The 23733-nt window shown below is 42.6% G+C and carries 11 protein-coding genes; 9 read left to right on the top strand and 2 right to left on the bottom strand.

What is annotated here, in order from left to right:
- The 7 genes from AC1DU2_RS18610 (at position 1) to AC1DU2_RS18640 (ending at position 11060) form a co-directional block, all read left to right on the top strand.
- Entirely contained in the window at positions 1-1041 is a 1041-nt protein-coding gene (locus AC1DU2_RS18610; RefSeq protein ID WP_477385924.1) for a glycoside hydrolase family 43 protein, read from the top strand.
- A 500-nt stretch (positions 1042-1541) separates the two neighbouring features.
- Complete coding sequence (locus AC1DU2_RS18615) at positions 1542-2240, top strand: hypothetical protein (protein WP_477385926.1); 699 nt, start codon at positions 1542-1544, stop codon at positions 2238-2240.
- A gap of 1 nt (position 2241) precedes the next feature.
- Positions 2242-5013: a carboxypeptidase-like regulatory domain-containing protein gene (locus AC1DU2_RS18620; protein ID WP_477385928.1), complete on the top strand. Its 2772-nt coding sequence runs from the start codon at positions 2242-2244 to the stop codon at positions 5011-5013.
- 63 nt (positions 5014-5076) lie between these two features.
- Positions 5077-6267 (top strand): DUF4249 domain-containing protein, encoded by a 1191-nt coding sequence (locus tag AC1DU2_RS18625; protein WP_477385930.1) that lies wholly within the window; start codon positions 5077-5079, stop codon positions 6265-6267.
- Between the two features lie 11 nt (positions 6268-6278).
- Complete coding sequence (locus AC1DU2_RS18630) at positions 6279-7463, top strand: DUF4249 domain-containing protein (RefSeq protein WP_477362202.1); 1185 nt, start codon at positions 6279-6281, stop codon at positions 7461-7463.
- Between the two features lie 7 nt (positions 7464-7470).
- Positions 7471-8649: a DUF4249 domain-containing protein gene (locus AC1DU2_RS18635; protein WP_477385932.1), complete on the top strand. Its 1179-nt coding sequence runs from the start codon at positions 7471-7473 to the stop codon at positions 8647-8649.
- A gap of 14 nt (positions 8650-8663) precedes the next feature.
- Positions 8664-11060 (top strand): hypothetical protein, encoded by a 2397-nt coding sequence (locus AC1DU2_RS18640; RefSeq protein ID WP_477385934.1) that lies wholly within the window; start codon positions 8664-8666, stop codon positions 11058-11060.
- Between the two features lie 58 nt (positions 11061-11118).
- On the opposite strand, the gene AC1DU2_RS18645 is transcribed toward AC1DU2_RS18640, so the two are convergent.
- Positions 11119-14682 (bottom strand): VCBS repeat-containing protein, encoded by a 3564-nt coding sequence (locus AC1DU2_RS18645; RefSeq protein ID WP_477385936.1) that lies wholly within the window; start codon positions 14680-14682, stop codon positions 11119-11121.
- Between the two features lie 234 nt (positions 14683-14916).
- On the opposite strand from AC1DU2_RS18645, the gene AC1DU2_RS18650 reads away from it, so the two are divergent.
- Positions 14917-16236: a vanadium-dependent haloperoxidase gene (locus tag AC1DU2_RS18650; protein ID WP_477385938.1), complete on the top strand. Its 1320-nt coding sequence runs from the start codon at positions 14917-14919 to the stop codon at positions 16234-16236.
- A gap of 96 nt (positions 16237-16332) precedes the next feature.
- Here the strand turns inward: AC1DU2_RS18650 and AC1DU2_RS18655 are convergent, their stop codons facing one another.
- Entirely contained in the window at positions 16333-20328 is a 3996-nt protein-coding gene (locus AC1DU2_RS18655; RefSeq protein ID WP_477385940.1) for a hybrid sensor histidine kinase/response regulator transcription factor, read from the bottom strand.
- A gap of 194 nt (positions 20329-20522) precedes the next feature.
- Between AC1DU2_RS18655 and AC1DU2_RS18660 the strand changes: the two genes are divergently transcribed.
- Positions 20523-23720, top strand: a complete 3198-nt coding sequence (locus AC1DU2_RS18660) for a SusC/RagA family TonB-linked outer membrane protein (protein ID WP_477362214.1) — start codon at positions 20523-20525, stop codon at positions 23718-23720.
- The last annotated feature ends 13 nt before the right edge of the window (positions 23721-23733 follow it).

Below are 23733 nucleotides of genomic sequence, written 5' to 3' on the forward strand. Positions count from 1 at the left end.
ATGAAAAACATTATAAAAATCTGCGTTCTATTAATGGTTGTGGCCCACCAATCGGGCTTCGCCCAGCAAAAAAATTTCACCAATCCTCTGCTGCCTTCCGGTGCCGATCCGTGGGTTATTTACAAAGATGGCTTTTACTATTATACCAATTCAACGGGTAGTCACCTGGCTATCTGGAAAACAAAAGATATCACGCAGCTGAAAACTGCTGTTAAAAAAACAATCTGGGTGCCGCCGGCAGGCACCAGCTATTCAAAAGAACTTTGGGCGCCCGAGCTTCATTTCATAAAAGGTAAATGGTATATGTATTTTGCTGCTGATGACGGCAATAACAACAACCATCGGATTTATGTGATCGAAAACCCGGCTGCCGACCCAACAGAAGGTACCTGGACATTTAAAGGCAAGGTAGCCGATGATACCAATAAATGGGCCATAGATGTATCGGTATTTGAAAACAAGGGACAGTTATATATGATTTGGGCGGGCTGGGAAGGCGATGTTAATGTGCAGCAAAATATCTACATAGCCAAAATGAAAGATGCCTGCTCCATTGATGGCCAGCGGGTAAAAATATCAAGCCCTGAATTTGACTGGGAGAAGTATGGCGACCTTGGCGCACAATCAAACCCGCCGCACGTTAACGTAAACGAAGGGCCCGAGATTTTAAAACATAACGATAAATTATTCCTGGTTTACTCGGCCAGTGGCTGCTGGACAGATTACTACGCGCTTGGCATGCTCAGTGCATTAGCGAGTGGCGATTTAATGAACCCGGCATCGTGGACAAAATCGGCCCGGCCGGTATTTAAGCAATCGGCGGATAATGGCGTTTATGCACCTGGTCACAATTCATTCTTTAAATCGCCGGATGGAACCGAGGACTGGATATTGTACCATGCCAACTCCAAACCAGGCCAGGGCTGCGGCAATGAACGGTCGCCCCGGGCACAAAAATTTAGCTGGAAAAAAGATGGTTCGCCCGATTTTGGGGTACCGTTAAAAGAGGGAGTAGTTTTGGCTGCACCATCAGGTAATTAGTAACGGACATATTTTCATAGAATATGCGATAATTAAACAGGGCAAACGCATCTAATAATTGGGTTAACATAACTTAACACATTTCAAATATATTTTTTATAAATATTTTATAGTCAATGCTTTATATTTTAACATGGTTAACACTAAACTGATCTTGCAACTTAGAAGCATCCAAATATTTGTGCCTGTTTTTGGCCAATACAAGTCTCTTTGGTACCTGGATCATTTAACCACCATCAGCCAATAAAAACAAGGTATCGTTTGATGGTTATATCTTCCAGATTCTACAGCTTATTCCGTTTAACTATTTAGATAGGTTTGCCCTGGATAACTAAAACTGTTAACACAATATTAAATACTGTAACAAATTGATTATATTGAGCTTGAATAACTATTAAATTAATAAAAATTTGCTTTGATGGTTAAAAATGACTTAATTACTGAATAAATATTAACTGATGCCTACTCGTTATCCAGTCAAAATAATATGTTATTTTGTTATGGCCCTGCTGTGTAAAACAGCATCGGCACAATCTGCCGATAGTTCAAGCTATGATGCTGCTGTTGGTAACGTGACAAACCGGTTTTACCAGGGCGTTGGCGAGCAGTCGCGCCTTTATAACGGCCTGGTTTATGATTCTTACGATTCATCCATCAAAGGTAGCCCTTACCTTGACGATGTTGATGCCTGGCGCCCGGGCTCGGTTGAGTACGATGGGCAAAGCTTCGAAAATGTATCTATGATTTATGACATGTACACCGATCAACTGGTGGTACTGCTCTACAATCATGCCTCGCCAATTGCGTTAATAGCCGATAAAGTTTCCGGTTTTGATTTACACCAGCGGCATTTTGTTAGGGTACCCAACAGTAATGGCGGTATAAAAGCCGGTTTTTACGAACAGCTTTATGGCGGCAAATCGCAATTAATAAAACGATCCGAAAAATTGCTTAAATCTACATCCGGGCCCAACGGCCGGGAGCGGCTTTTTGTGCCCTTTAAAGAGGTGCCCGATTATTATATCAAAAAAGGATTGGTTTATTACAAAGTGAGCAGCCAAAGCTCAGTGCTTGACCTGTTTCCAGATAAAAAGAAAGAACTTAAGCAATACATCAAAGACAAACACCTGCAGTTTGATGACCTGCGCGAACTGGCGCTGACTTCTGTAACGGCCTATTATGATAGTATAACCAAATAATATGAAAAAAATTTACCTGGCTATTATTCTTTTATTGGCGGTTAAACTATTGCATGCGCAGGTTACTTCAAAAAGCATCAGTGTTAATTTTCAACAGGCAGGCATTGATCAGTTTGCCGGCGATATTGAGGCTAAAACAGGTTACCGGTTTTATTACGACCGTGCCCAGTTTGATAGCCTAAAAATTACACTACAGGTAAATAACCAGCCGCTGGAAGATGTGCTTAAACAGGCTTTTCATAACTCTGGCTTTCAATATACCGTGGTTGCATCAAAAATGCAGGTTTTTTTAACGCTTGGGAAAGAAATTCAGACACAACCTGCCGAAGGTTATTTTAACGTAAAACCGGGGCAAAGCAAGCCGGTTATGCCGTCGCCGGTAATTGATTTTACAACAGCGCCTGTTAAAAAGCCGGTAATTGAATCAACCATCGAAAATAAGCTGTATGAAATTGGCATAAAAAGCAATGAGTTAAAACCCGGCAAAGCTGCTTTATCTGGTTATGTAAAAAGTGCCAAATCGGGCGTGGCCATTGCCGGCGCAAGCATTTATGTAAGCAATACCAGCATTGGGGTTACAACAGATCAGTTTGGTTATTTTACGTTGGCGCTACCACGCGGCAAACAATTGCTGATAGTTAAAGGAATAGGCATGAAAGATGCGCACAGGCAAATTATGCTGTATACGGATGGCGAACTGAATATCGAACTGCAGGACCAGGTAACAACGCTTAAAGAAGTAAAGATATCGGCAGATAAAGTGGCCAATGTGCGCAGTACCGAAATGGCTGTAAGCCGGTTAGATATTAAAAGTATAAAACAGGTGCCCGCTGTTTTTGGCGAGGCCGATGTTTTACGTATTGTATTAACCTTGCCAGGTGTGCAAACCGTTGGTGAGGCCACAACCGGCTTTAATGTAAGAGGAGGTGCCGCAGATCAAAACCTGATTTTGCTTGATGACAAAACAATTTATAACCCGGCCCACTTTTTTGGTTTCTTCTCGGCCTTTAACCCCGATATTGTAAAAGGGATTGAGCTTTACAAAAGTACCATCCCCGAAAAATTTGGCGGCCGTTTATCATCGGTGTTGGAAGTTACCGACCGCGAGGGCAATAAAAAGAACTTTACAGGTTCGGCTGGCATTGGGCTGCTGACCAGCAGGCTTAATGTTGAAGGGCCTATAGTGAAAGATAAAACGTCGTTCATTTTTGGCGGCCGCACCAGCTATTCAGATTGGTTGTTAAAATTATTGCCCGAGGAATATAAGCACAGCCATGCGTCGTTTTATGATTTTAACCTCGATTTAAGTCACCAGGTTAATAAGGATAATAACATTTATATCACTACCTATTTAAGCAACGATAATTTCAGGTTAAACAGCGATACCACTTATAACTACAGTAATAAAAACGCAAACATTAAATGGAAGCACAATTTTAGTAGTAAGTTATACAGCCTGTTAAGCGTTGGTTACGATGGGTATAAATATGATATTGCCAGTACAGCAAACCCGGTTAATGCCTACAAACTAAAATTTGGTATTAATCAAACCAATTTAAAAGCCGATTTTACCTATTATCTTAATCCTAATAATACGATCGACTTTGGTTTAAGCTCTATTTATTATAAATTAAACCCAGGTAGCGAAACGCCCAATAGCACATCTTCATTAATAATTCCCGATAAAGTGGCTGATGAACAGGCTTTGGAAAGCGCCCTGTACCTGGGCGATAAAATTGACATTACGCCCGATTTTACCATTAGCGCGGGTATCAGGTATTCGTTGTTCAATTATCTTGGCGCACAAACTGTGCGTAATTACGCGCCCGGCTTACCACGTACCCCGCTCAATGTTGTTGATAGCACCAACTATGGCGGCGGCAAAGTCATAAAAACCTATTCCCGGCCCGAAATCAGGGTATCTGCCCGTTACAATATCCAGGATGACCTTTCATTAAAGGCCAGTTATAACACCCTCGCGCAATATATCCATCAACTGTCAAACACTACAGCTATATCGCCCATTGATATTTATAAACTGAGCGACCCCAACATCAAACCACAATACGGCAGCCAGGTATCGTTCGGCATATTCAAAAACGCGCAACAAAATACCATCGAAACATCGGTAGAGGTTTATTACAAACACATTGACAATTACCTGGATTATAAAAGCGGGGCAAAACTGGTAATGAGCCACGCTATTGAGCAGGAAGTTTTAAATACCCAGGGCAAAGCCTACGGAGTTGAACTTTCGGTACGTAAAACAACCGGTAAGCTAAACGGCTGGGTTAATTACACTTACTCGCGCACATTTTTAAAGCAGGACGATGCCATTGCAGGCCAGCTCATTAATGGCGGGGCATACTACCCGGCCAATTACGATAAACCGCACAGTTTTAATTTTACCGGCAATTACCGCATAACGCACCGTTACAGTGTTTCGCTGGATGTTACCTATAGCACTGGCCGCCCCATTACGTTGCCCATTGCCAAATATTATTCAAACGGAGCCGAACGGGTGTTTTATTCAGGACGGAACGAATACAGGATCCCAGATTATTTCAGGTCCGATTTTTCTGTCAATATAGATGGCAACCATAAAATACACCAAACCTTCCATAATTCGTGGACGGTTGGGGTTTACAATTTAACAGGAAGGCAAAATGCTTATTCAACGTTTTTTCAACAGCAGGGTGGGGCAATTAACTCGTACCAGCTATCCATTTTTGCCAGGCCGATACCGTTTATAAATTATAATATCAGGTTTTAATAGCAGGGGAAATTTGGGGATGAAGCAATTAACAATCAGAAAAGTAGTTGAGCAACAGTTATAATGAAGAGGATGTGTTACATATTGTTTGTATTGATAGCAGTAGCAGCCTGTAAAAAGCAAATTACTATCGCTCCATCGGGCAAGGTAACAAGTTACCTGGTTGTTGATGGTAATATATCATCCGGCGATTCAACTACGATCACTCTCCGCCGCACTGTTGGCCTGGATAGTAATTCGCGGGCAAACCCTGAGTTAGGTGCTGTTGTCACCATTGAAAGCGCAGCCGGTACAAGCTATCAATTAACAAGTAAAAAAAACGGTACTTATGTATCTGCGCCGTTAAACCTGGCTACGAGCGAAAAGTATAGTCTCAAAATAACCACATCAAACGGCAGCAAGTATGCTTCTGATTTTGTGCAGGTAAAAAACTCGCCAACAATTGATAGCATCAGGACTACCATTACCGGTGATGGTTTGCAAATAGGTGTAGATACCCACGATCCCGGTAACGGTACTAAATACTATCGTTGGGAGTACACAGAAACTTACCAGATTCAAAGTGCGTTTGAATCGCAGTTTACGGTAGTTCAAAATACAGCCAATCCACCTCTTCCCCCTGATTTTCAATATCCGCGTACGGGCGATCAAAAAATTTATAACTGCTTTGTAAGCGATACCTCAAATACAATTATTACCGGCACCACAGCCAAGCTTGCTGTTGATAAGATAAGTAACGCGCCAATAGCGCTTATCGCGGCTAATTCCGAAAAACTGCGGTTCAGGTATAGCATCCTGGTAAAACAATATGCAATTACATTGGATGCCTTTAATTATTTTGAATTGTTGAAAAAAAATACCGAACAAATAGGGGGGATCTTCGATCCACAGCCATCAGAAATAGCAGGTAACCTGCATTGCCTTACTAACCCTGGCGAACCCGTGATAGGCTTTGTAACAACAGGGCAGGTAACGCAAAAAAGGGTTTTTGTTGATAAAGCTGCTTTGCCTTCGGCTTGGATAGCCCAAACTATGTACAGTAGCTGCCATTTGGATACGCTACTATATTCACGTTTGGTGACTAATACAGCTCCGGATATCCCGCCGATATCTGTGCCCGAAGTATATAATCTGATATATTCCGGCTTATCGTTAACTGTTGATTACGCCCCTGGTGGTTATACAGCTTCGTCGCCAATATGTGTTGATTGTACTTTGCGCGGAACCAACAAAAAACCATCATTCTGGAAATAAAAAGAATATAAGTGAAAAATAGACTGATCATATTATCCATATTAACAATCGCAACGATAGCGTGTAAAAAGCCTATCAGCCTTGCACCAGTAGCTAAGGTAACCAGCTACCTTGTTGTTGATGGTAATATATCATCCGGAGATTCAACTACGATCACCCTGAGCCGCACCGTTGCGTTGGATAGCAATTCGCGGACAAACCCCGAACCGGGCGCGACCGTAGTGGTAGAGAGCGCAAGTGGCACAAGTTATAAATTAACGGGCAGGCCTAACGGAACCTATATATCCGCACCTTTAAACTTAGGGGCAAATGAAAAGTACTGCCTCAAAATCACAACAGCCAACGGCAGTAGGTACGCATCTGATTTTGTGCCGGTAAAAAATTCCCCTGCAATTGACAGCATACATACCTATATAACAGCAAACGGACTGCAAATTGGCCTGGATACACACGACGCAGGGGGGACAAGCAGGTATTATCGTTGGGAATATACCGAAACGTTTCAAATTCAATCTGCCTTTTTATCGGTGATTATCGTGAAACAGAAGTTAGATTTTCCGCGCAGGCCGCCAGATTTTCAATACGAAAGGGCTGCACCCGCCGACATGATATATAATTGCTGGCGAAGCGATACATCAGGCACTATTATTACAGGTACAACGGCAAAGCTGGGTGTCGATAAGGTTAGCAATGCACCCATCGCGTTGGTAGCATCCGATTCTGAAAAATTCAAATTCAGGTACAGCATCCTGGTTAAGCAATATGCCATAACTACTGATGCCTTCAATTATTTTGAATTGTTAAAAAAGAATACGGAACAAATTGGCGGAATATTTGACCCGCAGCCATCCGAACTTACCGGCAATCTGCATTGTATTACCAATTTAAACGAACCGGTAATTGGCTTTATAACAGCGGGACAGGTAACTCAAAAACGGATTTTTATAAATAAAACTGATTTGCCGGCAAGTTGGGTGGCGGTAACACCTTATGATGGTTGCGTGTTGAACACGCTTTTATACGCCCGCCCGTTGGCATTGCATCCCGACCAATCTGTAAATGAAGTGGATAACCTTATCTATTCGGGCCTGCAGCTTACAGTTGACTATGCCCCGGGAGGTTATGCCTCGTCTACGCCGGTTTGTGTGGATTGTACATTACGCGGAACTAACATTAAACCATCATTTTGGAAGTAGAAAAACCATGAAGTTAACAGGGAAGTTGTTTTTATTGCTTACTACAATAGTTGCCACCACGGCTTGTAAAAAGCCTGTGGTACTGGTACCTGTTGGTGGCAACAGCAGCTACCTGGTTGTTGATGGCTTTATTAACGTTGGCGATTCTACTCATATCCTGCTCAGCCGTACAGTAAATTTAGATGGTAACGCACGGTCAGCCCCTGAACTGAATGCGACTATAACCATAGAAAGCTCGGGCGGAAATACCTATAGTTTAACAACAATGGGTAAGGGCGATTATAAAAGCCCAGTTTTAAATTTGCCAACCGATCAAAAATATCGTTTAAAAATAATTACGTCCAACGGGAAGCAGTATGCATCCGACTATGTAGTTGTGAAAAATTCGCCTGCTATTGATAGTGTTGGATATCAGGTAAAAAATGATGGTTTGGCCATGACGGTTAATACCCATGATCCATCCAATAACACGCGTTATTACCGTTGGGATTATACGAGTACTTATATAGTACAATCTATGTTTGAATCAAAGTATGTTGTTGTAAACCAAGATACTACAGCATTGAGGACAGCCGACCAACAAATTTATCATTGCTGGGTAACAGATACTTCCACTACCATCGTATTAGGGTCATCGGCTAAATTAGCTGAAGACAGGATTAGCGGGCAACAGGTAGCTTTCTTGCTGCCTACAGCCGAATCGTTGCGGATTAAATTCAGTATCCTGGTAAAGCAACATGCTTTAACTTCAGAAGCTTTTAGCTATTATGATGCGCTGAATAAAAATTCGACACAGGTAGGTGGTGTTTTTGATGCGCAGCCATCTGAATTGACGGGGAACATACACAACTTGACCGATCCCACAGAAACTGTAATTGGATTTGTAACGGCGGGGGCGGTGGCACAAAAACGACTTTTTGTTAGTGCCAGTCAGCTACCAGCTACGTGGCAGCCTAATTTAAGCTATTATAATGGCTGCGCCCTTATTACGGAATTATATGATTATATTCCGGACATGGCTCCACCGGGCTACGTTGAACACCAGGTTAAAGAGTTTATTTATTCAGGAGTAGAGACACCTATTGATACTATCAGAAACCCAAAAGCAGGTATGACTTCGGCTAAACATTATTGTGCCGATTGTACTTTGCGGGGCACCAATAAAAAACCATCATTTTGGAAATAAAACAATACCAAACCATGAAAAAAATTACCAGCATTTTTTTCGCAGTAGCGATCATGTCAATAACCCGGTTGTTTGGGCAGGTATTACCCGAAGTGCAGGCTAATTTTAACGATTACACATCAAACGCGTTGCAGGAGAAATTATTTGTACATACTGATAAAAACGGCTACACCGCAGGAGAAGTGCTTTGGTTTAGAGTGTTTAATGTGGATGGTATTTTTATGAAACCCCTTGGCTTAAGTAAGGTGGTATATGTTGAAGTACTTGATGATATGCAAACGCCGGTATTGCAAACAAAAATTGCGATGAAGGATGGCAGCGGAAATGGTTCATTGTATATCCCGGTTAATTTGCCAACCGGTAATTTTGTATTAAGGGCTTATACCAATTGGATGAAAAACTTTAGCGCCGATTACTATTTTTCAAAGAAACTGGTCATCATAAATCCGCTGAAAAGTCCGGTAAAGGCAGAGAAAGCACCATTGGCGGCCTATGATATCCAGTTTTTTCCGGAGGGCGGGCACCTGGTTAGTGGAATAGCAAGTGTAGTAGGGGTAAAAGCTGCCGATCAATGGGGTAAGGGCGTAAATTTTAAGGGCGCTATTGTTAATCAGAACAATGATACGGTGGCCAGGTTTGAGCCTTTGAAATTCGGAATCGGCAGGTTTGTTTTTAAGCCTCAAAGTAATGCCACCTACCGTGCAGTTGTTAAAATTGAAGGGAAAGTAATACAAAAGGACATTCCGGCCATAAGCAATAAAGGCTACGTAATGAGTTTAAAAGATAATGGCAACGGCCAGCTTTCGGTTAGCGTAAATACAAACCTGACCGATGGCAACGTTTTCCTTTTTGCTCAAAACCATCAGGTGATTAAAGTAGTGCAATCATCTGCTGTAACCAACGGTACCGCCAATTTTGTTGTAGATAAAAGCAGGCTTGGCGAAGGGATATCGCAAATAACAGTTTTTAGTGCCGATAAAAAGCCGGTTTGCGAACGCCTTTATTTTAAACGCCCAACAAAAAAACTATCTATAAGCGCCGGTACAGGCGCTACACAGTACGCCATGCGTAAAAAGGCTGATGTTACTGTAGCTACGCAAGGTTCAGGTAATAAGCCTGTTGCCGCCAACCTGTCGGTGTCTGTTTATAGGATGGATTCGTTGCAGCACAACCAACAGGAAGATATCCTGAGTTACTTATGGTTAAAATCGGATTTAAGAGGGGAGATTGAATCGGCGGGTTATTATTTTAACGATAAAAACGCGGTAGCTACCGAGGCTGCAGACAACCTGATGCTTACCCAGGGCTGGCGAAGCTTTGCCTGGGACGATGTTTTAAATAAAAAAACACCGGCTTTTAATTTTTTACCCGAGGTAAACGGACCGGTTATTACCGCTACGCTTGTTAATAAACTTAATAACCAACCAGAAAAAGACATCCATGCCTATCTTGGGATACCGGGTAAACACATCCAGCTGTATGCCGCTAAAAGCGACGCCCGTGGTAAACTGGTATTTAATATGCGGGAGTTTTACGGGCCAAATGAAATTGTGGTTGAAACCAATACCACTGTTGATACCAATTACCGTATAGATGTTTTGACGCCATTTTCTGACCAGTTTGCCAAAGCCACAACGCCACATTTTGATGTTACGCCTGGCCTGCAGACAACTTTTGAAGATGCTGCATTAACAATGCAGGTCCAAAATATTTACAATGGCCCAAAAATGAGGCAATTTACCGACCCCCGCCCGGATACCACAGCATTTTATGGAGCGCCCTACAAAACTTACCTGTTAGATAACTACACCCGCTTTACTACAATGGAAGAGGTAATGCGCGAATACATTAGGGAGGCAAACGTTTTTCATACCGGCAACCAATTTCACGTAAAAGTGGTTACCGGTATTGGCATAGGCTTCCTGGCCGATGATGACCCGATGATGCTGATAGATGGCGTGCCATTTTTTGATATCAATAAAGTGTTCAAGGTTGACCCGCTCAAAATTCGGAAACTGGAGGATGTACCATTTAACTACTCGCTGGGGCCAACGTATGAACACGGGATATTTAGTTTCACCAGCTATAAAGGCGATCTTGGGGGTGCCGAAATAGATCCGCATGCGGTGGTGCTTGATTATGAGGGCCTGCAGCAGGAACGGCAGTTTTACTCGCCGGCTTACGATACCGATGCCCAAGCTGCCAGCCACATGCCCGATTTTAGAAATGTACTTTACTGGTCGCCATCTGTAAATACAGGTGCCGATGGTAAGCAACAATTGTCATTTTATACATCCGATCAACCCGGAACTTATATCGGCGTAATACAAGGGATAACCCAAAGCGGCGAGGCAGGCAGCCAAACCTTTAGTTTTGAAGTAAAACCGAGTTATTCATCACAGGTAAAGTGAAAATGCTTCGACATAAAAAACAGTGGCGGGTTGTTTTTAAGCAGCCCGCCATTGTTTTTTAATTGGTTATTTCTCTCTTCTTTCCGGCATATCCGGTAATAGTAATCTTACTTACATCCGCATCAACCTGCAGGTTACGCGATGATTGCGACAGGTAAGTAGATCCGTAGTAAAACTCTACTCGTTTTTTACTGCCGTTTTTATAACTGATATCTGCAAAAAAATCATCGCCTTTTAGTTTGATATATTTTTTAGGCTTCATACCAATGCCGGTTTGGCGATATACTTTCAGGCTGTCCTGATTCTGGGTGGCTACTAAAATATCACCTCGCTTAGCCGATTGTATGGCGGCCAGCGCTTTGGCATCGCCATTAATAAACAGCCCACTTTTGGCTACAGATAAAGGAGCGAAGCCGCCTTTACCATTACCCTTCAGGTACAAGCCCATAAAGGCATCATGCCGCCCGGTAAAGGGCTCCATTCCAAAATCATTACCTGCCATTACCAGGTCAAGGTTGCCGTCCTGGTCAATATCTTTTGCAATCATACCGTACACGGGGGCCATTTGTGTGGCTAATGGCATAGGGCTTATCGTAAATTTGCCGTTTCCTTTATTGGTAATAAAGCTGGTGTTCATATCTGTGGCTTTCATGATCACCGCGTTTTCTTTGTCCTTGTCGCTCCATAAATCGTCCATAGTAGCTTTGCCGAACCCCCTGTAGCTTGGGTATTTTTTGCGGATAGATATCAGCTGGCTTATCAAGTCGTCGCGGGTGTGCATCGGGAAGGGCTTTTGCAAACCGTCCTCGGCCTTCATGTAGCAAAATATCATAGCGTCGAATGAGCCGTTGCCATCAAGATCTTTACCCATAATGGTCATTGGTTGTTCAAAAGTTGCTTTGTAATTTGAATTTTGGCCCAGGTTGCCGGCCACATAATCCACCTGGCCATCGTTATTAAAATCACCGGCAACAATGCTGTTCCACCAGCCTACGTGTGCGTCAATTCCCGTTTTTATTTTGGTAAAACCATTACCTGTATTTTTGTAAAACGTTACCGGCATCCACTCGCCCACAACAACCAGGTCAACAAGCCCGTCGTTATCAAAATCAGACCATAGCGCATCGGTAATCATCCCGCCGTGAACCAGTTCGGGGCAAAGCTGTGCGGTTACGTCGGTAAATTTGCCGCCATCGTTCCTGAAAATATGGCTCACCGGCGATGATGGGTAAGCACCCGAAACAGATCGCCCGCCTACAAACAGGTCAAGGTCGCCATCGTGGTCAAAATCGGCGGCCCGTACGCACGAGCCATTATCGTACTCAACCGGTACTGCGCCAAAGCTTTTGGTAAACTGGCCCTTACCATTGTTTATATATAGGCGGTCTTGCGCGGTAGTATGGTCTTTGGGGAACTCGTAGCTGCCGCTAACTACATATAAGTCAAGGAAGCCATCGCCATTTGCATCAAACAACAGCGCACCCATATCTTCTTCCTCCTTGAAACTATCGTTTAAAAAACGATTATTATCCATGGTGAACTTACCGTCGGCACCCTGCATAAAAAATACGCCTTTATTGCCTGCGGCCCCGCCAACATAAAAATCGTCGTAGCCGTTGTTATCTATATCGCCCACAGCAACAGATGGTCCATATTGGCTTAGTTTATGCGGTAAGGTTGGCTGGATGTTGTAATCGATGGCATCTTTTTCCTGGTGTACATATTTGATACCCAATTGGCTTGCTGCTGATTGGAATACCGGTGCACGCTCCAACTGAAGCTGTGGGCTGTAATTGCCAGAACCGTTTTTGTATTGCAGGGTGATAGTTTGATTTGACTTGATATTTTTTACCAATTCGGTTTTGCCATCTGCCCAGCGGATGCGCAATGAGTCAATTTCATTGGCGGTGCCGATACCAAAATGAGCTTTGGCATCGTCGGTGCTCATATAACCGCGACAGGGTTGCTGATCGTAAAATTGCTGCTTGCCCTGGTAGTAAATACGCATGGTTGCACCAATGCCGCCAAGGTTCTTATTATCACCCGTTAGATTAACGGTGAGGTAATGGTGCGTTTTATCTGCCTGTGTTTTGCTATTCAACGTATTCTCGTAAATGAAGGCATCGTCATCAATATTGTTAATCACCAGGTCAAGGTCGCCATCGTTATCAAGGTCCGCATAAACGCCGCCGGTCGAAAAAGTTGGCTTAACAATACCCCAGTTTTTCGACTGATCGGCAAACATATAACCGCCCTTGTTTTTAAACGCATAACTGGCCGTTTTAACAACAGGGAACGAATCGGCTGCGGCCAGCGTGCGGTTTTCCTTTACAGTACGGCCCTGGTCGTTACTGTATAGGGCATGGTCAAGGTCGGTTACGTCGCGTGGGTAGCCGTTGGTAATCACCATATCGCGGTAACCATCGTTATCAAAATCGGCCACTAACGGCGTCCAACTCCAGTCGGTTTGATAAATGCCGGCCATGTAGGCTATATCACTAAACTGGGTGTGCCCCAGCGGCGTTTGTCCCTGGTTTAATTGCAGTACGTTACGGATATATTGATGCTCGTAATTGAATTTTTTGTTATTGATGTAGGTAATGTAGTTATCGCCCATCAGCATGGTTTTTTTACGCACATTTTCTTCGGGCAGCATCTCTAACGATACCAGGTCGGGCAGGCCGTCGTTGTTGATGTCTACCAAATCCGACCCCATTACCGACCAGCCGGTGTGCTTAAAATAGTCGCCCGCGCGGTTGGTAAATGTTCCGTTTTTATTGTTGATGTATAGCACATCGTTTGATATAAAGTCATTGCCCACATAAATATCAGGCCAGCCGTCGTTGTTAATATCTGTTACAGATACCGAGTTGCCAAAACCCTCAGTTAAAATGCCTGCCTCTTTAGTAACATTGCTAAAGGTGCCGTTACCGTTATTGCGGTACAGTCGGTCGTTATTTTCGGCGCTGCCATCAGTTAGTTTAGGGCGATAGGCAACCGGGGTGGTTTTGCCTAAAAAGTTGGTCAGCAGGTACATATCCAGGTCGCCATCATGGTCGTAGTCAAAAAAAATGGCCTGTGTGCTGTAGCCGTTATCATCTAATCCGTAGGCCTTTGCTTCGTCTTTAAAAGTGGGTATGCCATCTTTATTATTGCCCTGGTTAATGTACAGCATGTTACGGCGCTGCTCGGGATTTGATTGAAACGATGCGCATACGTAAATATCCATTTTGCCATCATTATTAATATCCACAACGGATACACCCGCGCTCCATTTGCCTTCACCGTCAACACCGGCAGTATTGGTTATATCGGTAAATTTTAAATCGCCTTTGTTGAGGAATAGCTTGTTGGCCACCATGTTGCCTGCAAAGTAAACGTCGGGCAGGCCATCGTTATTAAAATCGCCTATACCTACGCCGGCGCCGTTGTACAAATAAGGATGGTTAAGAATGTTGATACTATCACTTGGGCTTAGGGTGTTCTTAAAATCGATGCCGGTTTGCGATGCATCCAATAGTTTAAAAAGGGTAGGGCCGTCCTGTTTGCGCGAGCAGCCGGCCGCCAAAAAAATCAATAGCACAAGGGGGAGTTTAAACTTAATGAGTAAAGGTTTTATCATGTAATTACAATAAAAATTTAATAATGATTTATGCTTTGGTTGAGCTTTAAGTTACTGAACGCTATACAGTAAGCGTACGTAAAGAAAACTGATTTTGATATAACAGATTCTGCAAATCATCTCAATATTTCGTCAAATTGTATCGCTCAATATATGTTTATGGATTTACTGTTAGCTTTGATGAATAGCCCGCCCGGCCCAATTAACCTTTATTTATTTTATCGGAACCCATATATGAATAAACTTTACTTTACTGTTTTTGCTGTTGCCTTGTTGTTTGCCTGTAATAAAAATAACGGGTGGAAAAAATTAGCCGCAAACCCCAATTACATCCATAGGTCGGTACGCGAGGTTAGCGAGGTAATGCTGCATGATATTTATTCGCCGCCCGTGGCAAGCCGTATTTACGCTTATATTACCGTTGCAGGATATGAGGCCGCGCGTAACGGCGATACAAAATATCTGACGCTCGCGGGCCAGTTGACGGGTTTGGATTCAATCCCCAAACCGGAAGCCGGCAAAACATACTGCTACAATTTAGCTGCAGCGCATGCCATTTTAACGGTTGGGAAAATCCTGGTGATGTCGGAAGGCCGGATAGAGGCTTTCCACAGCGGGTTGATGGATGAATTTAAAAATACCGGCATGCCCGACGATGTATACCAAAACTCGATAGCTTATGGAAAGTTGATTGCCGATCGGATTATTAAATGGGCGGGCAAGGATAATTATAAGCATACCCGTTCGTTATCAAAATACGATGTGCAAACAGACGATGCCACCTGGAAGCCAACACCACCGGCCTATATGAAAGGGGTAGAGCCGCACTGGAACGAAATACGTCCATTTTTACTGGATTCGGCACAACAGTTTAAGCCAGCAAAAGCGGTAGATTTTTCAAGGGAGCCCACCAGTTATTTTTATAAACTGGCGGTTGCCGTTAGGGAGGCCGGCCAGCATTTAACACCGGAGCAAAGCGCGATAGCTACTTATTGGGACGATAACCCGTTTAAAGTTAATACCAATGGGCATACCATGTTTGCAACCAAAAAAATATCGCCCGGAGGCCATTGGATAAACATTGCCGGGCTGGTTTGCCGCCAGGCAAAAGCCGAATACGTCCGTTCGGCTGAGACCTATGCCTGCCTGGCTGTTGTAATTGCCGATAGTTTTATTAATTGCTGGGACGAAAAATACAAAAGCAAAGTGATTCGCCCCGAGACCTATATTAACCAATACATTGATCAAAATTGGATGCCTTTGCTGCAAACCCCGCCGTTCCCCGAATATACCAGCGGACATAGCGTAGTTTCAAATGCATCGGCAGTGATGCTTGGCAAGCTGTTTGGCGATAATTTTGCTTTTACAGATTCCACCGAGGTAGAGTTTAGCATCCCCGCCCGTAAGTTCAAATCATTTAAGGCAGCGGCCGATGAGGCAGCCATCAGCCGGTTTTACGGCGGTATTCATTATATGCCATCCATTGTAAATGGCGTTGATGAAGGGAGACGTATCGGAAACTTCGCGATCAACAAGCTAAAGACACGAAAGTAGTAACAAGTATCAAGTAGTTAGTATCAAGATAGCCGCAAATACATAGTGGTAAAGCTGCAAGTCTAAAATCTTGATACTCGCTACTTGATACTATTATTAGTATGTTCTAACCTTCTGGTTCTTTTTATTTTGTTGATACTCGGTAGGGGTAGTGCCAAATTGTTTCAAGAAGTTACGGCCCAGGTGCGATTGTGAGCTGTAGCCTACCATATTTGCAACTTCGTAAACCTTATAATCGCCATCCTCAAGTAGTTTTGCGGCAGCCTTAAGGCGCGTTATATTAATCAGCTCGTTGATGGTTAGGTTGGATATGGCCTTTATTTTACGGTACAACGTAGGCTTACTCATGTTCATCAGGTTGGCAATATGCTCCACATCCAGTTCGGGGTTTTGGATGTTGTTGTTAATTACCGCGTTAAGCTTATCTAAAAAGCTTTCATCCGGTTTGGAGTAGGCCATGGTTTTAATATTTGCCAGCGGCGAACTTGCAAAATGGTCTTTAATTTTATTGCGGTTGATGAGCAGATTGGCAATTTGCACCTGTAAATGCTCGGGCGAAAAGGGTTTTTCGATATAGGCATCTGCGCCTACTTCCAGGCCTTCTATTTTGCTTTGCAGGGTGTTTTTTGCTGTAAGTAATATAATTGGGATGTGGCTGTAATCAAATGTGGTTTTGATGCGTTTGCATAATTCAAAGCCATCAATGCCAGGCATCATCACATCGCTGATAATAAGCTGGATGTTTTCAATTTCTATCATATCCAACGCTTCCTGGCCGTTGAATGCTTTTATTACAGCATATTTATCGCTCAGGTCATCCGAAATAAAATCAAGGATCTCGGGATTGTCATCCACCAAAAGTATAATCGGTTTCATAAAGTCAAAATTTTCTTCTTTTATAGAATCGGTTAGTTCATAATCGTCGGGAGTGTTGTGCAGGTCAAATTCCTTCTCCTGGTGAACAGGCAAGGTTAAGTTAAAAATATTGAAATCGTTAATAGATTTATTCAACACTAATAATCCTTTGTGCAATTCGGCAAGGGAGCGCGACAGGGAGAGGCCTATCCCTGTACCAATTTGTTTTTCTGATTCTTTCATCCTGAAGAAGGGCTCAAAAATCTTTTCACGCATTTCATAGGGCACAATGTAGCCGTTGTTTCTTATTTCAATGGTAAAAGTATTGTCGCCCTGTTCGGGTTTTAACAGTTCAACCTCGATAGCGTTTTCGCCATATTTAATGGCGTTATTGATCAGGTTACTTATTATTTTGGTAAATGCTTCAATATCAACATAGGCATACAATGTTTTATCAACACATATTAGCGTGTAACGTTGCCCTTTTTGTTCAGTTAGTGGCTTAAACCTCAAAAATATATCGGCCAGCAAATCGGCTATGTTTGTTTTTACAAAACTCAGGCTAAAGCCATTGGTTTCTGTTTTCCTGAAATCAAGCAGTTGATTTGTAAGATCGAGCAGCCTGTTGGTATTTTTTTCCATGATCTTCAGGTTATTCTGAATCTCGGGCACATGCTCTGCTTTTTTGATCACCTTTTCCATTGGCCCTTTAATAAGGGTTAAAGGCGTGCGTATTTCATGGGCTACATTGGTAAAAAACTCAATTTTGGCGTTGTAGATCTGTTTCTCTTTGTCACTTTCCAATATTTCTATAAGCCTGTTATTCCGCGCCTTATTACGGTTGTGGTATTGCTGCAACAGATAATAGCAAATGAAAATAACCAGCGATGCATACAGGATATATGCCCATATACTTTCCCAAAAAGGTGGTGCTATATTAATTTCAAGGGCGGTTTCTTTGGTGCTCCAAACGCCGTTGTTATTGGCAGCTTTTACTATAAAAGTATAATGACCGGGCTGCAGCTGCGTAAAGTATACTTTTCGGTTTCGCTTTAAATCGGTCCAGCCTTTGTCAAGCCCCTTCATGGTGTACTTATATTGGGTCATCTCCGGCGATGGGTAGCTTAAGGCCGCAAAATCAATACTAAAGGACGACTGGTTGTAATTTAAATATATTTTTTTTGTGTAGATGATTGATTGGTTAAGCAACGAATCGCTCCCTTTTACCATAATCTCTTTATTATGGACCTGGAACCCTGTTATATATACCGGGGCTACATAGTTGTTACTATTAAAGCCGGCCGGGTTAAAACTTATCATACCTTTAACACAGCCAAAATACAGGGTGCCATCGGTATCCTTAAACGCCGAGTTATAATTAAACTGATCACTGAGCAGCCCATTGGCTTTTGTATAAACCTTAATGCTATTGGTATTTATATTAAGGCAAACCAGGCCACGGGAAGTGCTTACCCATAAGTTTTTATGATCATCCTCCAACATCCTGAATACATAGTTGCTTGGGAAGCCATTATCCAGATCGAAAAATTTAAAATCGTTTTTTACCGGGTCATGCCGCCATAAGCCAAGCCCATCGGTCGCAAACCATAAAATGTGGTTGCTATCTTCAAATGCTCCATTAACTGTTATGCCATTCAGTGCATTTTTTACCGGGTAACGGTAGGGCACATGATAGCTGGTGTCTTGTTCGGGATCATATCTATAAATACCATCGCGCACGGTGGCAATCCAAAGCATCCCGGTATGGTCTTCAACTATGTCGTAAATAAAGTCCCAGATGGGTATTTTATCAATAAGAGTAAAATCTTTTTGTTTGCGGTTATACAGGTAAAAACCCCTGGTTGCCCCAATATAAATGTTGCCATTGCGCGTTTTGCGAAAACATATTACAAAATTGCTTTTTAAAGTTTTGCTGTCTTTACCGGCAATATAAACTTTTACTACTTTGCCGCTGGGGATATCCATAATATCCAGGCCGCGCTCAAATGTGCCTATAAAGAGATTTTTTCCATCTGCAATCAGTCCATGGATGTTGGTATTGGTAATATCCGTATTGCCACCAGGCACATAATGTGTCCAGGTGTGTTTATCGGCACTCAGTTTGTTTAGGCCATTATCTTCGGTGCCCATCCAAAGATTACCATAATCGTCTTTGCAAATTTCACGCACAACGTTGCCTTTGAGGGAGTTTTTCTCGTCGCCAGGATAAAATTTGTTAAATGTTGAATACTGTTTGGGGTAATAGTTTATCCCACCAAAATAAGTGCCTACCCAAACACCTCCTTCTACATCGTGGCATAGGGTGTAAACCGCGTTGTCGGATATGGAATATGGGTCGTTATACTTTTTACGAAGATTGAAAAATGTGCCGTGCAGGTCGTCGTAAATAAACACGCCCGATTCTGTTGCCAGCCAAAACTCATGTTCGGCATATTTGGCAAAATCTCGTACGTATACTCCGGTTTTGTTTTTATTATAGGTTAACAGGTCGCGGTAAGTTCCGGTTGCGCAGTCAAAATCTTTAAAGCCCTGGCTGGTTGTAGCTATAAATATTTTGTTGTTGCCTGCGCTAAAAATTTTTTCGATAAAGTTTGATGGTGCCCATTTGGAGTGGCTGGTAATGCTATAGCTTTTAAATGAGTTATGCACAGTATCCATCTGTTCAATACTACCCCGGCTGGTAGAAACCCATATATCTCCATTATCGTTTTGGGCAATACTGGTTGCCTCAAAATGTTGCTCCGGAAAGTAATCGGTAATTTGTTTTGTTGAAGTGTTGTACTTGATGAGCGAAGCCCCCGCCACATACCAGCAGTTGTTGTAACGATCAAAGACAATACTCCGCACACCGTTTGTATTAGGGGAGTTTACACGCGTAAAACTTTCTGTTTTACTGTCAAATTTGTCAATCCCTTCATCGGTACCTACCCATAGGTTGCCATTATGATCAAGCGCCAGCGCATGCACCATATTGCTGCAAATACTCTTGTTGTTTTTAGGATTATGCCTGAAAACCCTGAAGCTGTAACCATCAAAACGGTTTAAACCATCGCGCGTGCCAAACCACAAAAAACCCTGCTTATCCTGCAGGCTGCAGTAAACGGTATTGTTTGACAAGCCCTGCTCAACCTGGTAATGCCTGAAGTAATAAGGCTGTGCATTACAGATATTGAAGGAGAATATAAATAGTAAAAAAAATAAATATGCAGGTTTCAAAATCGATCTCTTGAACAAATATAGCCATTCTGAGCAAGGGTTTTCGTATGAATAAAAATTGATACTTTTTGACTAATTATTGAGATGATTTGGTTAATAAGGAGCCCCCCTAAATCTTTTTCTTTACATCGTGATTTTAGATATGTCAACATTACATTTTTAAAATCAACAATTAACCAATAACAAATCAATTTATGAGAAAATTTTTACTACTCAGGCATGGGGGGCCCTCCCGCGTGCAATGGCCGCCCAGTAAGTGGAGCCAAAAAGTAACATTAGTTTTATTCTCTATCATGAGCTGCCTGCTTTTTTCGCTTGGTGCATCGGCACAGGTGAAGGTAACAGGAACGGTAACTGATACAACGGGTGAAGCGCTAACAGGCGTTGCCGTACGTATTAAAGGTACCCAGGGTGGATCAACAACTGATGTAAAAGGACAGTTTAGCTTAACAGTACCCGATGCCAACAGCGTGCTTGTATTAAGCTATATTGGCTTTACAACGCTTGAAGTGCCCCTAAACGGGCAAACAGCCGTAAGAATCCGTTTAAAATCAAGTAACGCATCCTTACAGGAAATTGTGGTTACTGGTTACGGTACACAGAAAAAGGAATCCATTACGGGCGCAATCTCTACTGTAACCAGTAAAGATCTCGACCGTGTGCACGCCGGTTCAACGGTGAGTACTGGTTTGGCAGGTAAAATTCCAGGTGTAACTTTCAGGATGTCTGAAGGCAGGCCTGGAGCCAGCGCCAGTATCCAGATCCGTAACATGGGTTCTCCGCTGTATGTAATTGATGGCATCCAGCAGGATGAAGGTCAGTTTAACAACCTTGCGCCAAACGACGTGGAAAGCATTTCCGTGTTGAAAGACGCATCTGCAGCTATTTACGGTGTTCGTGCGGCAAACGGCGTGGTGGTGGTAACTACTAAAAAAGGTAGCGGCGAGGCACGTATCAACATTGATGCGTACACCGGCTACCAAAACTGGTACAGGTTCCCTAACGTGGTTAACAATTCATACGATTACATGCGTTATAAAGCAGAGGCTGAAGTGAACAGTAACGGATCGACCACGATTACACAAGCAGAGCTTGACAAATACAAAGCAGGAACTGATCCGGCTTACCGTAGTTTTGATTGGCGTAAATATGTGTTGAACAGCAATAACAACGCGCCTCAAAATTCGGTGAACGCTAACTTTACCGGTGGTTCAGACAGGTTGAACTATTACGTATCGGCTACAAACCTTTACCAAAACTCTCAGTTGGGTAAAGAGTATAAATTCAACCGCTCAAACATTCAATCAAACATTTCCTTAAAGGTAGCTAATGGTTTAAAAGTTAGTTTAGATATTAACGGCCGTATAGAAACTCGTGAAAACCCAGGTGTTCCGGGTGGTGACGATTACTTTTTGGCCAGGTTTGCTGTATTGAGAAATACACCCTTAGAGCGTCCTTATGCTAATGACAATCCCGACTATTTGAATAAAATCAATAATACAGAGTCGAACTATGCATTCCTGAACAAAAAGCTATCAGGCGTTTACCACAGCGACTGGAGAGTATTGCAAACCAATTTTGGTGCAGAGTATACCGTTCCTGGTATAAAAGGATTAGTAGTTAAAGGTTTATACTCATATTATCTTGCCGATTATTTGCTGAACAACCAGGAGTATACTTATAATGCATATACTTACGATCCTGCAACTAAACAATACAATGTAACCGGCGGCAGTACCAACCCATGGCGCGAGCGTGAGCAGCGTAAAGAGTTTGCTAAAACTTACCAATGGCAAATTAACTACAACAACACTTTCGGTAAGCATACTATAGGTGCTACATTCGTATCAGAGCGTATTGAACTGCAGCATTTACGTAACTGGCTGCACGCTTCGCCTGTTTCAAATAACCTGCCCCTTATCTATTTCCCTATTATGGATCAATACCAGGATAGTGACGATAAAGAAGCACGTACAGGTTATATTGGTCGCTTAAATTACAACTACGATAACAAATATTATTTAGAAGCATCTGCAAGACGTGATGCATCGTACTTGTTTGCCCCGGATAAACGTGTAGGTTACTTCCCAGGCGTATCCCTGGGATGGAGGATTACACAAGAGGGGTTCATGAAGAGCTTATTAGGTGATAATAGCGTTCTTAACGATTTGAAGTTCAGAGGTTCATACGGTTTATTGGGTGATGACAGGAATCTTATCGGTGCGTTCTCTTATATCCCCGGTTACAACTACAATACCGGTACCGCAATTATTGGTGGTAACCCGGTGGTTACATCAAGAGATAAAGGTATAGTAACTACCAACGTGTCATGGTTAAAAAGTAAGATTTTTGACGTAGGTGCCGAATTTAGTTTACTAAACAGCCATTTAAATGGTACTGTAGATTATTTCTATCGTAAACGTACCGGCTTATTAGGACGTAAATACGACGTTGTATTGCCATCTGAAGTTGGTTTTGACCTTCCTCAGGAAAACTTGAACAGTGACGCCCAGTATGGTGAGGAGATTTCACTTAACTACAATAATAAGATAGGTGCTTTTAGCTACAATATTGGAGGTAATTTCTCTTATTCACGTTCAAAAGATCTGTCACAATATAAACCTTTGTTTAACAACTCACTTGATCAGTACAGGAACTCAGCTGCAAACAGGTACTCGCATATTGACTGGGGTTACCAGGTAATCGGTCAGTTTACTTCGCAGGAGCAGATTAATAATTACAAGATTAATAACGATAACCGGGGTAACATTACCTTATTACCGGGCGATTTAATGTACAAAGATCAAAACGGTGACGGTAGAATTGACCAATACGATGAGCGTCCAATCGGTTTTGGTTATGGCACTCAACCTAACATTAACTTTGGTTTCCAGTTAGGTGGTGCTTACAAAGGGTTTGACTTCCATGCCGATTTCTCGGGTGGTGCAGGCTACACCTGGTTCCAGAATTACGAAACACGTTGGGCTTTCCAGAACACCGGTAACTTAAACACCATATTTGAAGACAGGTGGCACCACGCGGTTTACAATGATGTGAATAGTCCCTGGATTCCTGGAAAATACCCTGCCAACAGATTTAATCCGGGCTTTGGTCATGCTGATTATGAATTAAATGGTCAGCGTAATTCAACATACTGGTTACATAACGTGAAATACCTTCGTGTCAGGACACTGGAGTTAGGCTACTCATTGCCTGCTAATTTGTTAACAAAGGTAAAGATCAGGAGAGCGAGATTTTATGTTAACGCGTACAATATGTTTTCATTCGACAATCTTAAACAATTTGGCGTTGACCCGGAAACTACCGACGATAACGGGCTTCAGTTCCCGCAAAGTAAGGTACTCAACTTCGGTGTTAATTTAACCTTTTAATTAATCCCTTAAG

This window comes from Mucilaginibacter sp. P4_C11 (genome assembly GCF_056402115.1).

Coding starts and splice junctions, on each gene's coding strand:
- AC1DU2_RS18610 (WP_477385924.1), top strand. CDS start 1: ATGAAAAACATTATAAAAATCTGCGTTCTATTAATGGTTGTGGCCCAC.
- AC1DU2_RS18615 (WP_477385926.1), top strand. CDS start 1,542: ATGGCCCTGCTGTGTAAAACAGCATCGGCACAATCTGCCGATAGTTCA.
- AC1DU2_RS18620 (WP_477385928.1), top strand. CDS start 2,242: ATGAAAAAAATTTACCTGGCTATTATTCTTTTATTGGCGGTTAAACTA.
- AC1DU2_RS18625 (WP_477385930.1), top strand. CDS start 5,077: ATGAAGAGGATGTGTTACATATTGTTTGTATTGATAGCAGTAGCAGCC.
- AC1DU2_RS18635 (WP_477385932.1), top strand. CDS start 7,471: ATGAAGTTAACAGGGAAGTTGTTTTTATTGCTTACTACAATAGTTGCC.
- AC1DU2_RS18640 (WP_477385934.1), top strand. CDS start 8,664: ATGAAAAAAATTACCAGCATTTTTTTCGCAGTAGCGATCATGTCAATA.
- AC1DU2_RS18645 (WP_477385936.1), bottom strand. CDS start 14,682: ATGATAAAACCTTTACTCATTAAGTTTAAACTCCCCCTTGTGCTATTG.
- AC1DU2_RS18650 (WP_477385938.1), top strand. CDS start 14,917: ATGAATAAACTTTACTTTACTGTTTTTGCTGTTGCCTTGTTGTTTGCC.
- AC1DU2_RS18660 (WP_477362214.1), top strand. CDS start 20,523: ATGAGAAAATTTTTACTACTCAGGCATGGGGGGCCCTCCCGCGTGCAA.